Raw genomic sequence first — 13,705 nt, forward strand, 5'->3', positions numbered from 1 at the left:
GGCACGAGCCGGCCCGGCCATGACGCTCACGACTGTTCGGGAGGAAGTGCATGACCACCGAGGCGGCTCCCCACCGCCCCGCGCGCCGCGGGATCAAAGGCGTCGTCGCAGGCGTCGCCGTCGTGGCCCTCCTGGCCGCGATGGCGCTCGACACGCGCGTCGTGCGCATCGGCTCGGACGAGCACGTTCAGGACGACGTGTTCTCGCCGGAGGCCTTCGGCACCGCCGAGTTTCCCAAGGTCCAGTCGAGCGTCGAGAGCCGCGCGGTCGACGCTAGCACGCTCGCGCCCGCCGCACTCGCCGACAAGGCGGCGGCCGGCAAGCAGTACGGCGTCGCCGCCGGTGCCGCGCCCGTCATCCCCGTGAAGTTCACCGGCGTCGCCGGCGAGGCCCGCTCGGGCGTCTATCCCGTCACGGTGGAGGGCGTGCCCGCCGACGTCACGATCCGCGTCCAGACCGGCCCCGCGATCAACGGCACCGACCTTCGTGATGCCACGGGCGACATCGTGTTCGGCCAGTTCCGCAACCAGATCGAGTACCAGAACGCGGGCTCGGCCCTGAACAACGCGATGAAGGCGACGGTGCTCGGGAGCGTCGACACGGCGAACCTCCAGGGCAAGACGGTCGCGGTCACGGGCGTCTTCAAGCTCATCAACCCGAAGAACTGGCTGGTCACGCCGGTTCGCCTGAGCGTCCAGTGAGCGCGCCCGCCTCGCCCGGCGGCGCGGTCGTCCTGTCGGCGCGCAACGTCGCGAAGTCCTACGGCAACATCCATGCGCTGAAGGGCGTCAACTTCGACGTGCGTCGCGGCGAGGTCACGACGCTGTTCGGTGAGAACGGCGCTGGCAAGTCGACGCTCATGAAGATTCTGTCGGGCGTGGTGAAGCCGACCGCGGGCGAGATCGTCCTCGACGGCGCGCCGGTCAGCTTTTCGTCCTCCTCGCACGCGCGCGACCTCGGCATCTCGATCATTCATCAGGAGCTCAGCCTCGCGCCCAACCTTTCGGTGCGCGACAACATCTTCATGGGCCGCGAGCTGCGCGGTCCGCTGGGCGTCGACTTCGCCGAGGAGGAGCGGCAGACGCGCCTTCTTATGGAAGAGCTGGAAGAGGACATCGATCCCCTCACCCCGGTCGAGGACCTGCGCCTCGGGCAGCAGCAGATCGTCGAAATCGCGCGGGCGCTCTCGGTGAACTCGCGTATCCTCATCATGGACGAGCCGACCTCGGCGCTCAGCGCCTCTGAGGTCGAAGTCCTGTTCAAGGTGATTGGCGACCTGAAGAGCCGGGGCGTCTCGATCGTCTATATCTCCCATCATCTCGAGGAAGCCCTGCAGATCACCGACCATGCGGTGGTGCTGCGCGACGGCACGATGACGGCGAGCGCGCCGCGCGCCGCGATCGACCTCGAGTGGATCGTGCGCAACATGGTGGGCGAGAACTTCGACCTGGGATCGCCGCCCGGCGGCTATCCGATGGGCGACGTCGCTTTGTCGCTTCGCGACATCCGCGTCGCCGATCCCGGCCAGGGCGGACGCTTCGTCGTGGACGGGCTGTCGCTCGACGTGCGCGCGGGTGAGATCGTCTGCATCTACGGCTTGATGGGCGCGGGTCGCACCGAGCTCCTCGAATGCGCCGCCGGGCGCGTGCCGGCCGCTGGCGGCGAGATGAAGCTTCTCGGCGCCGATGTCGGGCGCCTGTCGATCGCCCAGCGCATCGCGCGCGGCCTCGTGCTCGTGCCGGAGGACCGGCAGCGCGACGGTCTCGTCCAGACCATGTCGGTCGGCGAGAACCTGTCGCTCGCCAGTATCGGAGAGTTCACGCGCGGCCTCTTCACCTCGCGGCGCCGCGAGCGCGCGATCGTCGAGGAATCAATCCGCGACGTGCATATCAAGACCGACGGTGGAGCGGCTCCGATCGGCTCGCTGTCGGGCGGCAACCAGCAGAAGGTCGTGATCGGCAAGATGCTGGCGACCGATCCGCGTGTCGTGCTTCTCGACGAGCCGAGCCGGGGCATCGACATCGGCGCCAAGGCCGAGGTCTTCCGCCTCTTGGCTGAGGGCGCCGCCCGCGGGCTCGCCGTCGTCTACTCCACCTCCGAGGTCGGGGAGTGTCTATCGGTCGCGCACCGCATCGTCGTGATGCGCCGGGGCCGCATCTCGGCCGAGTTCGGTTCCGATGCCACCAAGGAAGAGATCATGGCCGCCTCCGGCGAGGCCCTGGTCGCCGAGACGCACTGAGTATCAGGGTGAGGACCATCGCATGACCGACATCAGCTCCACGACGGGCAGGACCGGAGCGTCGAGCGGGTTCGACCTCGGGCGGATCCTTCTGGAAGGACGCGCCTTCTTCGCGCTGATCGCGATCATCGCGGTCTTCTCGTTCCTGTCGCCGGTCTACTTCTCGACCGCGAACTTCCTGATCATGGCCTCGCACGTCGCCATCTTCGGCCTGCTCGCGATCGGCATGCTGCTCGTCATCCTGACCGGCGGCATCGACCTTTCGGTCGGCTCGACGCTGGGGCTGGCGGGCGTCATCGCCGGCTTCCTGATGCAGGGCGTGACGCTGGAGCCGCTGGGCGTCATCCTCTATCCGCCGGTCTGGGTCGTGGTGGTTCTGACCTGCCTCGTCGGCGCCTTCATCGGCCTCCTGAACGGCGTCCTGATCGCCTACTTCAAGGTGCCCGCCTTCGTGGCGACGCTCGGCCTGCTCTACGTCGCGCGCGGCGTCGCGCTGCTCATGACCAACGGCCTCACCTACAACAATCTTGGCGGGCGACCCGAGCTCGGCAACACGGGCTTCCAGTGGCTCGGCTTCAACCGCCTGTTCAACGTGCCGATCGGCGTTCTGGTGCTGGTCGTGGTCGCGGTGATCGCGAGCGTCGTCCTGTCGCGCACCGCCTTCGGACGCTGGATCTACTCGACGGGCGGCAATGCGCGCGCGGCGGAACTGTCGGGCGTGCCGGTGCGCCGCGTCCAGATCCTCGTCTACGTCCTGTCAGGCGTCTGCGCGGCGATCGCGGGACTCGTCCTGTCCTCGCAGCTCACCTCGGCCGGACCGACCGCCGGCACGACCTACGAGCTGACCGCCATCGCGGCGGTGGTGATCGGCGGCGCGGCGCTGACCGGCGGGCGAGGCACGGTGCGCGGCACGATGCTCGGCGCCTTCGTCATCGGCTTCCTGTCGGACGGCCTCGTGATCATCGGCGTGTCGTCCTACTGGCAGACCGTCTTCACGGGCGCCGTGATCGTCTTCGCCGTGCTTCTCAACTCCATCCAGTACGGCCGCCGTCCCGCCCGGACGAAGGCCGTGCCGGCCCGGACTTCGCAGCCCGCCCCCAAGGCCTGACGGCGGGGCGGACTGCCAAGCGGCGCCGGGGAGGCCGGCGTCTCGAATCCACACGAAACAGGGAGACAAACCAGATGATGAAGACCCGCAGGACCCTTCTCTTGGCCGGGGCGACCGCCGCGATGATGAGCGTCTTCGGCGCACCGGCCTTCGCGGCGGGTCAGATCTCGATCATCGTGAACGACCCCTCGAACCCCTACTGGTTCACCGAAGGAGAGGTCGCCAAGGCCGAGGCCGAGAAGCTCGGCTACACGGCGAGCGTGGCCGCCCACAAGGGCGACACCAACGCCGAGAGCAACCTGATCGACACCGCCATCACCAACAAGTCGGCCGCGATCATTCTCGACCCCGCCAATGCGGACGGCTCGGTGGGCGCGGTTCAGAAGGCCGTAAGCGCAGGCATTCCGGTGATTCTGGTGAACGCCGAGATCAACAAGGAGGGCCTCGCCAAGGCGCAGCTCGTCTCCAACAACGCGCAGGGCGCGGCGCTGGGTGCCCAGCAGTGGGTCGAGGCCGTCGGCGACAAGGGCAAGTATGTCGAGCTCTTCGGCGCCCCGTCCGACAACAACGCCCAGACCCGTTCGAACGGCTACGAGACGGTGCTCTCGCAGTATCCCGACCTCGTGAAGGCCGGCCAGGAAGTCGCCAACTGGGATCGTACGCAGGGCTACGCGAAGATGCAGAGCCTTCTGCAGGCGAACCCCGACATCATCGGCGTCATCAGCGGCAACGACGAGATGGCGCTCGGCGCGATCGCGGCGCTGAAGGAGGCCGGCAAGCTCGCGAACGTGAAGGTCGGCGGTTTCGACGGCTCGCCGGACGCGGTCGCGGCCGTGAAGGCCGGAGAGATGCAGTACACGGTCCTGCAGCCGGTCGCCGTCTTCTCGAAGGCCGCGGTCCAGCAGGCCGACAGCTTCATCAAGAACGGCAAGACGGGCGCGGACACGGAAAAGCAGCTCTTCGACTGCCTCCTCATCACCAAGGACAACGTCGACAAGTACACCTCGGCCTTCACGCTCTCGCAGTAAGGGCCGCAAGGCTCGTTCAGGGAGGGGAGCGCCGGTTGCCGGCGCTCCCCTCTCGTCGTTTTCAGCGGGCGTTGTACTTGGCGTCGAGGGCGTCGATCGCCTTCACGTTGTCGGCCGAGCGGCCGGCCGGATCGAACTCGACCGCAAGGAAGGCGTCGGCGATGCTCTTGGCGAGCTCGGTGCCGATCACCCGCGCGCCCATCGTGATGATCTGCGCATTGTTGGAGAGAGCCGCACGCTCGGCCGAGTAGGTGTCGTGCGTCTGCGCCGCCCGGATGCCGGGGATCTTGTTGGCCGAGAGCGCGACGCCGATGCCCGTGCCGCAGCACAGGATGGCGCGGTCGTAGGTCCCGTCGAGGATGCCCTTCGAGACGCGTTCCGACAGGCCCGCATAGAGCTCGCCCGAGCCCGCCGGGGGCGTCGAGACTTCGGAGACCTCAAGATCATCTCGCGAGGCGAGATGCTCGGCGAGGGCCTTGGCGAGCGGTGCGCCCGCGCTGTCGCCTGCGATCGCGATCTTCATGGAAGTGATCCTTTCAGAAGGGGCGGAGCGCTCTCGCTCGCCGGAAAGCCGCGCCCTGGCGCGGCGGACGGCCGGAGATCCGGCCGGAAGGCCACCGGCGAAGCGCCGGCGGAAACGTGTCGCGGGGCCTCACGGTCCCAGATCCGCGACGTGAACCGCAATGCCCTCGTCTCGCAGCGCGCCCAGCGCCGCCGGAACGAGCGCGTTCGACGTCACCAGTGCATCGAAGGTCGACAGGTCCGTCCACAGGTGGAGCGCCGTGCGCCCGAACTTCTGGTGATGCGCCATCAGGACGCGGCGCCGGGCGGCGCCATGCATCCGCTGCTTCACCGCCAGCACTTCCTGGTCCTGATGAAACGCCGTGCGTCCCTCGATCGCCGAACTCGACAGGATCGCGATATCGGCCCGCAGGGTGCCGAGGGCCGCCTCCGTCACGACGCCGAAAAAGCCGTCGAACCGCTGAGAGTAAGTTCCGCCAAGCGACAGGAGACGAAGGCGCGGAACGGGCGCGAGGTCGCCGATGAGACCCATGTTGTTGGTGATCACCGTCAGCGGCACGCGCTCTGCCAGAAAAGGCGCAAGACACCGCCCCGTGGACCCGTCGTCCACCATGACGCTCATCCCCGGCTCGACGAAGCCGGCCGCCGTGCGGGCAATGGCGCGCTTCTCCTCCAGGGCCACGTGGGAGCGATACCGCACATCGCTCTCGAACTGACCGCTCGCCTCGACGCTGGCGCCGCCCCGCACCCGCCGCAGAAGGCCCTCACCCTCCATCTCATCGAGATCGCGGTGGATGGTCATGCGGGACACGGCAAAGCGCTGCGACAACGCCTCGATGCTGGCGGCGCCTTCCGCCACCAAATGATCGAACATCGCCCTGCGCCGTTCCTGCTGCTTCATGACCCTGTCACATGCGCGGGATCGCGCAGCCAACATGTAACAAATATCGTGTGAAATTCAACACACCATGGAACACGCCACCTCCCCTACCAGGAAGGCCAGACTTTCGACTTCCTTTGTCTCGGGTCCTTGCGAAACAAAAGGAAGGTGATACTCCTCGGTGTCGGAGGCCTTGCGATGACGGGACAGGAACGGCGCGAAGCCATCCTGCGACACCTGGAACTGAACGAGCGGGCGCGCGTCGGCGACCTCGCCCGCTGCCTCGGTGTGTCCACCGTCACCATGCGCGGCGACCTTTCGATGTTAGAGAGCACGGGCTACGTCGTGCGCCTCCACGGCGCGGTGGTCCTGTCTCGGAACGCGGCGGCCGAAATCGCCTTCGCCGAACGCCGGCAGCGCCACGGCAGCATCAAGGAGCGCATCGGCGAGGCCGCTGCCCTCCTGGTCGCCGACGGCGACGCGGTGATCCTCGACGCGGGAACGACGACGCTCGAGATCGCGCGGCGGATCAAGGACCGGGAGAACCTCCTAGTGCTGACCAACGGCCTCGATATCGCGATGGAACTGTCACATGCGCCGGGTGTCGAGGTCCTGATGCTGGGCGGACGGCTGCGCAAGACGGCGCTTTCGTTTTCGGGGCCGATCGCCGAGGAGATGCTGGCGGCCTATCGCTTCGACAGGTTGTTCCTCGGCGCCGACGGCCTGTCGGTCGAACACGGCATCGTCAGCGACAACGAGGGCGAGGCGCGCCTCAACCGGGCCATGGTGCAGATCGCCGCCCAGGTCGTCGTCGTCGCGGACTCCAGCAAGGCGGGCCAACGCGGCGTCTATCACGTCACCTCGTTTGCCGAGATCGACCGGCTCGTCACCGACGAAGAGCTTCCTGACGCCTTTCGCGACGAGATGCGGCGCCAGCGCGTCGACCTGACGCTCGTATGAACTGCGCGCATCGATCCGCGCCGGCAACACGACATTGGCGTTTCGACGTGGCGTCCTCCTGCGCCGCGCCACCCCTTCCCCACTCCTGATCCTTGGGACTTTCCATGCCGACCTTCGACCTCCTCGTGCCCGCCGGTTCTGGCGGGGAGCATACGGCCCGCGAGATCGCGCAGCAGCCGGCCGTGTGGCGCACGGTCGCCGCACAGTCGCGCGCCGACGAGGCGACACGCCGCTTCCTGGAACCTCTGGTGGCGGACGCATCGCGCCGCATCATCCTGACGGGCGCGGGAACCTCCGCCTTCGGCGGGCGCATGGTGGCGCCGCTTCTTGCCCGCGCGCTGGGGCGTCCCGTCGAGGCCATCGCGACGACCGACATCGTGGCACGCCCCCGCGAGATCCTGGCTGGGGACGACAAGGTTCTCCTCGCCTCCTTCGCGCGCTCCGGCAACAGTCCGGAGAGCGTCGCGGCCGCCGAGCTCGTCGAGGCGGTGACGGCCGACTGCCGCCATCTCGTCGTCACCTGCGCCGAGGACGGGCAGCTGTCGCGGCGCCACGGCGGACGCGGCGATTCGCGGGTCGTCCTCATGCCGCCCGAGACCGACGACCAGGGCTTCGCCATGACGTCCAGCATCACATCGATGATGCTCGCCGTTCTCGGCGCCTTCGTGCCCCGCTTCGTCGAGGAACGCGCCGTCGAGGAACTGTCGCGCTCGGTCGAGAGCGTCCTCTCGCAGCGTGCCTCCGAGGCGCGGGACCTGATGGCGCGGCGGTTCGATCGCATCGTTTATCTTGGCAGCGGCATCCTGCGCGCGATGGCGGAGGAGGCCGCCCTCAAGATCCTAGAGCTGACGGGCGGCCGCACGCTGAGCTACCACGACACCCCGCTCGGCTTCCGCCACGGGCCGAAGTCGCTTCTGGACGGCCGCACGCTGGTCGTCGTTCTCGTCTCGCGCGACCCTTATGCCCGCCTCTACGACCTCGACATCCTAGCCGAGATGCGCGACCAGCTCGGCGACGAGCAGGTCGTCGCCTTCTCGCCGGAGCCGTTGCCGCGCGTCGCCTGCCCCGTCTGGCAGGTCGCGGCCACCGGGAGCCCGGACGAGGGCGATTGGCCGCTCGTCTTGCCCTATCTCGCGGGCGCCCAGCTGATCGCGATCCAGGCGTCGCTCGCCGCCGGTCGCACGCCCGACAACCCGTTCCCGTCCGGCGAGGTGAACCGTGTGGTGCAGGGCGTCACGATCCACCCGCTCTCCGGCGGAGCGCGCTGACGTGGCGATGTATCTCGGCGTCGACGGCGGCGGCACGAAGACCGCCTTCTGCATCCTCGACGAGACCGGCGCGGTGCGAGCACGCACCGAGGGCGAGACCTGCTACTTCCTGTCGATCGGCCTCGACGAGGCCGAGCGGCGCGTGGTCAAGGGCGTCGAAGAGGCCTGCCGGGCGGCCGGCGTCGCACCGCGCGATCTCGACTTCGCCTTCTTCGGTCTGCCCGCCTATGGCGAGGTGTCGAGCGTCATCGAGCGCCTCGACCGCTTCCCCGGCGCGATGCTGGGCCACGACCGCTATCGCTGCGGCAACGACACGGTCTGCGGCTGGGCCGGCTCGCTCGGGGCGGCCGACGGCATCAACATCGTCGCCGGTACCGGCTCCATCAGCTACGGCATGAACCGGGGCGTCGGCCTGCGCTGCGGCGGCTGGGGTGAGATCTTCGGCGACGAGGGCTCGGCCTACTGGATCGGCCGGGCGGCACTTCAGGCCTTCTCGCGTATCAGCGACGGTCGCGAGCCCCCCTCGCCGCTTCTGGACCGCCTGCGCGCGCACCTCGAACTCGGCGCCGATCTCGACATGGTCGACGTCGTGCTCAACCGTTGGGCCGGCGACCGCACCCGCATTGCGGGGCTCGCCCGCGTCGTGAGCGAGGCGGCCGAGGCGGGCGATCCGCGCTCACGCGGCATCCTGAACGAGGCCGCGCGCGAACTCGCTCTTCTCCTGCGTGCCACGCGCGCTGCGCTCGGCTTCGACGAAGGCGAGCGGGTCGCGGTGTCCTACTCGGGCGGCGTGTTCCGTTCGCGCCTGGTGCTCGAGGCCTTCCGCCGCGAGCTGGAGACGGGTCCGCATTTCGAGCTGCGCCAACCGCTCTACGAGCCGGTGATCGGCGCAGCCCTCTACGCCGCCCGCCTGGCGGGCGCCGTTCTCATACCCCGAACGAACTGACAGGATGCTGGGAGGCACGACGATGCGCGACAAGGGATGGATCCTCTATACGGCCCTGCTGGTGCTGTTCTGGGGTGTGTGGGGCGCCTTCTCCGCGCTGCCGACGCAGCTCTACGGATATCCCGACCAGATGGTCTACATCATCTGGGCCTTCACCATGCTGATCCCGTGCTGGTTCGGACTGCGGCGCGACCGCTTCGACCGGCGCGCGATCGCGGCGGTCTACGGGCTCGCCATCGGTCTGACGGGCGCGGGTGGCCAGCTGCTGCTCTTCAAGGCGCTGACGATCGGCCCGGCATATCTCATCTTCCCGGTGATATCGGTCTCGCCCGCGATCACCGTGCTCATGGCCTTCGTTCTGCTGCGCGAGAAGATCGCAGGGCTCGGCGTGCTCGGCGTCGTCCTGGCGCTCGTCGCAGTGGTCATGTTCTCCGTGCCGACCGAGACCGCCGGCGGGGCGAGCTACGGACCCTGGCTCCTGCTCGCGATCATCATCTGCGTCTGCTGGGGCGTGCAGGCCTTCCTGATGAAGCGCGCGGCGCTGGCGGGCGTCAACGACGGCACGACCTTCGCCTGGATGACGGTCAGCGGCTTCCTTCTCGTGCCGGTCGCCTACTGGATGATGCAGGCGCCCGCCACGGGCTACCCGTGGGCGGCGCCCGGCCTGACGCTCGTGACCCAGCTCCTGAACGCCATCGGCGCGCTCTTCCTGGTCATGGCGCTGAGCCGCGGCAAGGCGGTGATCGTGGCGCCTTGCACCAACGCTCTGGCGCCGGTCCTGACCATCATCCTCTCGCTCGTCTTCTACGGGACCTTCCCGTCCGTGCCGTCCTTCCTCGGCATCGTGCTCGCCATCGTCGGCTCGACGCTGATGGTCTACAGCGAGGAGCGCGCGGCGGCCTCGGTCGTGCACGCGTAGCGGGCTAAGGATAGCCCCCCACCAACTTGGGCGGGCGATGCGCCGGAACAGGGCCGGGAACCTCCCGTTGGGCCAGAGCAACGGCATCCAACAGGAGATCGCCCCATGTTCATGCGCGTCGACCAGCTGCAGGCCAACCTGCCGCCTCCCAAGAAGGCCGACCCGAATGCGGCCTTCGCCCTGCAGGAACTGCTCGGAGGCAAGTACGGCGAGATGTCGACGCTCGGGAACTACATGTTCCAGAGCTTCAACTTCCGCTCCAAGGACAAGCTACGCCCCTTCTACAGCCTCGTCGCCGCGATCACCGCCGAGGAACTGGGGCATGTCGAGCTCGTCTCGAACGGCGTGGCGATGATCGCCAACGGGCCGGACAAGAAGGACGGAGACGCGGGCGACGGCGGCGACATCTCGGGCGCCCCGTTCTCCGACATGAAGGATATCCGCCTCGCAGCGGCCTTCCTGTCGAACGGCGGCGGCGTCATGCCCGCCAACTCCAACGGCGTCTCCTGGAACAACGACTTCATCACCTCGACCGGCAACGTCGTCGTCGACCTCTTGCATAACTTCCATCTCGAATGCGGCGCGCGCCTCCATAAGCTGCGCGTCTACGAGACGCTGTCGGACCCGACGGGCCGCGAGGTTTGCGGCTACCTTCTGGTGCGCGGCTCGGTCCATGCCCATGCCTACGCGCTGGCGCTCAAGAAGATCACGGGCGTCGACCTCGACAAGTTCCTGCCGACGCCGAACATCAACCTTTCCAAGATCCCGGAATGCCAGAAGTACCTCGACGAGGGCTCGCATCGCCGGCTCTACACGTTCAGCCCCGGCGACTACCGCGAGATGGCCGGCATCTGGGGCAACGGCGAGACGGCGCTGCCGGGCGACCCGCCGGGCGAGCTGGAGGTCGTGGACGGCATGCCGGACGGCGGCAAGATCCACCAGCTGACCGGCGTGCCCTCGGCCTTCACGCCGGACTACGCGCCCGAGGAAATGTTCGAGATCGCGCAGAAGCTCTACAAGAAGTCGCGCTGACGCTTCCCGAACGCTGAAGCGAGGGCGCGGCCGACGTTCAGGCCGCGCCCTTCGCGCTCGTCTGTTTGCGGTCTCGCGCTGTTGTGAGGGCGAGCGGGTCGTGTAGGGTGATGCCCAACGAATCCAGCGATCGCGTGCCCATTTGACCGAACCCAATCCGTCGCGCTTCGATGAAACGCTGGGCCCCGAGGGCGCGGACGGCGATCCGTTCGCCGCCGCCGTCCGCGCGACGCGCATGCCCATGGTGATCACGGACCCGCGCCAGGACGACAATCCCATCGTCTTCGCCAATCGGGCGTTCATGAAGCTGACGGGATACGAGCGCGACGAGATCGTCGGCCGCAACTGTCGCTTCCTCCAGTGCATGGAGACGAACCGCGAGGACGTGAGCCGGATTCGCCAGGCGATCGCGGCTCGCCAGCCGATCGAGATCGAGCTCCTCAACGCCAAGAAGTCCGGCGAGACCTTCTGGAACCGGGTCTACATCTCCCCCGTCTTCGACGGCGGCGAGGTCGTGTTCTACTTCGCCTCGCAGCTCGACGTCACCCAGCAGCGCCGCACGCTCCAGATCCTGGAGAACGAGCGCGCGACGCTGGAGCGCGAGGTCGACCGACGGATGGAGGAGAACCACCAGAACGAGGAGCGGCTTCGTTTCGCCCTGCGAGCGGGCCGGCTGGGCGCGTGGACGCTGGACCTGCCGTCGGGCCGGCTGACCGTCTCGGAGGAAGCGCGCCGCATCTTCGGGGTCGCCGCGGACGAGCCGTTCGACAACTCTCGATTCCGCCAAGCCCTGATGCCCGCCGACCTCGCAGAATGGGACGAGGTGCTCGGCCGGTCCACCGCCGGCGGGAGCGATCTCGACGTCGTCCTGTCCCTCCGGCATCCCGACGGTCGCCGACGCTGGATCGAGATGCGCGGCCAGCCGAGCCACCGTGTGCAAGGCGACGTCCTGGGACTGGCCGGCGTGCTGCAGGACGTGACCGAGCGTGTGCGGGCCGAGCGCCACGGCAAGCTCATGACGAAGGAACTCAACCACCGCGTCAAGAACACCTTGGCGACCGTCATCTCGATCGTCGGCCAGACGCTGCGCGCGACCGAGGACCGCGAGGAGGCGCTGGGTCTCGTCAACTCCCGCATCCTTGCCTTGTCGAACGTCCACAACGTCCTGACCGACGAGAACTGGGAAGGCGTCGCGCTTTCGCAGGTGGTCGAGGTGACGACCAAGGCGTTCGCGGGCGGCTCGCAAGGCCGTGTATCGATCTCGGGCCCCGCAATGCGCCTGAAGCCCCGATCCGCTCTCGCCATCGCGCTGGCGTTGCACGAACTCGCCACCAACGCCGCCAAGTACGGTGCCCTCTCGCCCAACGGCGGCTCGGTGGACGTCGCCTGGCGGATCGAGGACGACGAGACGCTTCACCTCACCTGGCGCGAGAGTTCCGACGTGGCTGTATCTCCACCGACGCGGCGCGGCTTCGGGCTGCGCCTCATCGAGCGGGCTCTGGTGGCCGAGACGGAAGGAAGCGCCCGGCTCGACTGGCGCCCGGAGGGCTTGTTCTTCGAAATGCGGGCGCCGCTCGCCGTGGTAGCCGACCCCGACGACGCCTGACGTTCAGGCCGCGAGCGGAACCGGTTCGCCGCCGATCCACACGCCCTGGACGCCCAGATCGTCGCCGAGCCAAACGAGATCGGCGCGTGCGCCGCGCCGCAGGTTGCCGCGCTCGTTCTCCTGCCGCAGGAACTCGGCCGGATGCCGCGACGAGAGCCGCAGCGCCTCCTCCAGCGGCACACCCATCTCGCGCACGAGAAAGCGCACGACGTCGATGACCGCGACGTCCGCCCCGGCGAGCGTTCCGTCGTCGAGCGTCAGGCGGCCATTCTGGCGCGTCGCGGTCCGGCCCGACAGGGTGAAGACGGTATCGTCGACGCCCACCGTCGGCATGGCGTCGCTGATCGCGATCATGCGCCGCTCGCCCCGCTTGGCGCGCAGGGCCAGCGCCACCATCGTCGGATGGACGTGGTGCCCGTCCGGGATGATGCCGGCCCAGACGCCGGGATGGTCGAGCGCCGCCGCCGCCAGTCCCGGGTCTCGATGGCCGAGCTGGCTCATCGCGTTGAAGAGATGGGTCACGCAGCACGCCCCGTGCTCGAAGGCGGCCATGGCGTCGTCGTAGCTGGCGTCGCAATGGCCGATCGACACGTGGATGCCGGCCTCCGCGAGACGCGCGATCTGCGCGTTCGTCACGCTCTCGGTCGCCACCGTCACGAGAAGCGGGCGAACGGGCGATGCGACGAGGCGCTGCAGGTCCTCCTCGCTCATCGGCCGAATCAGCGCCGGATCGTGGGCGCCCTTGCGGGCCTTGGCGATGAACGGTCCTTCGACGTGAATGCCCGCGCAGCCCGGCACGCCCTCGTCCAGCGCCCGAGCCCCCGCATCGAGCGCGGCAAAGGTCACCTCGGGCCGGTCGGTGATGACGGTCGGCAGCAGCGCCGTCGTGCCGAACCGCGCATGCGTCCGGCAGATCGTGCGGATACCCTCGACGCTCGGCGTTTCGTTCAGGAGAACACCGCCTCCACCGTTGACCTGGATGTCGACGAAGCCCGGCGCCAGCAATCCGCCGTCGACGCGCACGATCTCGGCATCGCCCCGCGCGCCCGTCGGCTCGATCGCGACCACCCGTCCGTCGCGCACGCGCAGCGCCGCGCCGGAGCGACGGCGCTCGCCGTCGAAGATATCGCAGCCGGTGAAGAGGAGATCGGACATGGACGGCAACTCGCGAATGGGATCGGGCCCCTGTCCATAAGA

General features: G+C 68.5%; 13 protein-coding genes. 10 read left to right on the top strand and 3 right to left on the bottom strand.

All coding sequences use genetic code 11. The annotated features are described in order from the left end of the window. The first annotated feature begins 50 nt into the window (after window positions 1-50). From AUL35_RS18265 to AUL35_RS18280, 4 genes are all read left to right on the top strand, one after another. The gene (locus AUL35_RS18265) at window positions 51-701 is read left to right on the top strand and encodes a DUF2291 family protein (RefSeq protein ID WP_062017508.1); all 651 of its coding nucleotides are present in this window, start codon (window positions 51-53) and stop codon (window positions 699-701) included. Continuing rightward, window positions 698-2,239, top strand: coding sequence for a sugar ABC transporter ATP-binding protein (locus AUL35_RS18270; protein WP_062017510.1), 1,542 nt, complete (start codon window positions 698-700; stop codon window positions 2,237-2,239). The genes AUL35_RS18265 and AUL35_RS18270 overlap by 4 nt, the downstream gene beginning before the upstream one ends. A gap of 22 nt (window positions 2,240-2,261) precedes the next feature. Then, window positions 2,262-3,347: an ABC transporter permease gene (locus tag AUL35_RS18275; protein ID WP_062017513.1), complete on the top strand. Its 1,086-nt coding sequence runs from the start codon at window positions 2,262-2,264 to the stop codon at window positions 3,345-3,347. Window positions 3,348-3,421: 74 nt separating this feature from the next. Beyond that, the gene (locus tag AUL35_RS18280) at window positions 3,422-4,375 is read left to right on the top strand and encodes a D-ribose ABC transporter substrate-binding protein (protein WP_062017515.1); all 954 of its coding nucleotides are present in this window, start codon (window positions 3,422-3,424) and stop codon (window positions 4,373-4,375) included. A 61-nt stretch (window positions 4,376-4,436) separates the two neighbouring features. Here the strand turns inward: AUL35_RS18280 and AUL35_RS18285 are convergent, their stop codons facing one another. Next, entirely contained in the window at window positions 4,437-4,898 is a 462-nt protein-coding gene (locus AUL35_RS18285; RefSeq protein WP_062017517.1) for an RpiB/LacA/LacB family sugar-phosphate isomerase, read from the bottom strand. Between the two features lie 129 nt (window positions 4,899-5,027). After that, entirely contained in the window at window positions 5,028-5,798 is a 771-nt protein-coding gene (locus AUL35_RS18290) for a DeoR/GlpR family DNA-binding transcription regulator (RefSeq protein ID WP_062017519.1), read from the bottom strand. Window positions 5,799-5,975: 177 nt separating this feature from the next. Here AUL35_RS18290 and agaR point away from each other — a divergent pair, with 177 nt between their 5' ends. From agaR to AUL35_RS18320, 6 genes are all read left to right on the top strand, one after another. Then, window positions 5,976-6,737 carry a transcriptional repressor AgaR gene (agaR, locus tag AUL35_RS18295; RefSeq protein WP_062017520.1) on the top strand — a complete coding sequence of 254 codons (762 nt, stop codon included), beginning with the start codon at window positions 5,976-5,978 and terminating at the stop codon, window positions 6,735-6,737. A gap of 104 nt (window positions 6,738-6,841) precedes the next feature. Next, on the top strand, window positions 6,842-8,005 hold the full coding sequence (locus AUL35_RS18300) for an SIS domain-containing protein (protein WP_062017522.1): 1,164 nt from the start codon (window positions 6,842-6,844) through the stop codon (window positions 8,003-8,005). Window positions 8,006-8,012: 7 nt separating this feature from the next. Next, entirely contained in the window at window positions 8,013-8,951 is a 939-nt protein-coding gene (locus AUL35_RS18305) for an N-acetylglucosamine kinase (RefSeq protein ID WP_062017524.1), read from the top strand. A 4-nt stretch (window positions 8,952-8,955) separates the two neighbouring features. Next, on the top strand, window positions 8,956-9,870 hold the full coding sequence (locus tag AUL35_RS18310; RefSeq protein ID WP_062017525.1) for a DMT family transporter: 915 nt from the start codon (window positions 8,956-8,958) through the stop codon (window positions 9,868-9,870). A 105-nt stretch (window positions 9,871-9,975) separates the two neighbouring features. Then, window positions 9,976-10,902: a manganese catalase family protein gene (locus tag AUL35_RS18315; protein ID WP_062017527.1), complete on the top strand. Its 927-nt coding sequence runs from the start codon at window positions 9,976-9,978 to the stop codon at window positions 10,900-10,902. Window positions 10,903-11,044: 142 nt separating this feature from the next. Beyond that, window positions 11,045-12,508 carry a PAS domain S-box protein gene (locus tag AUL35_RS18320; RefSeq protein WP_062017529.1) on the top strand — a complete coding sequence of 488 codons (1,464 nt, stop codon included), beginning with the start codon at window positions 11,045-11,047 and terminating at the stop codon, window positions 12,506-12,508. Between the two features lie 3 nt (window positions 12,509-12,511). Here AUL35_RS18320 and nagA read toward each other — a convergent pair whose 3' ends face one another. Beyond that, window positions 12,512-13,663: an N-acetylglucosamine-6-phosphate deacetylase gene (nagA, locus tag AUL35_RS18325; protein ID WP_062017531.1), complete on the bottom strand. Its 1,152-nt coding sequence runs from the start codon at window positions 13,661-13,663 to the stop codon at window positions 12,512-12,514. Between the last annotated feature and the right edge of the window lie 42 nt (window positions 13,664-13,705).

The organism is Aureimonas sp. AU4 (genome assembly GCF_001463765.1).
Taxonomy (GTDB): domain Bacteria; phylum Pseudomonadota; class Alphaproteobacteria; order Rhizobiales; family Rhizobiaceae; genus Aureimonas.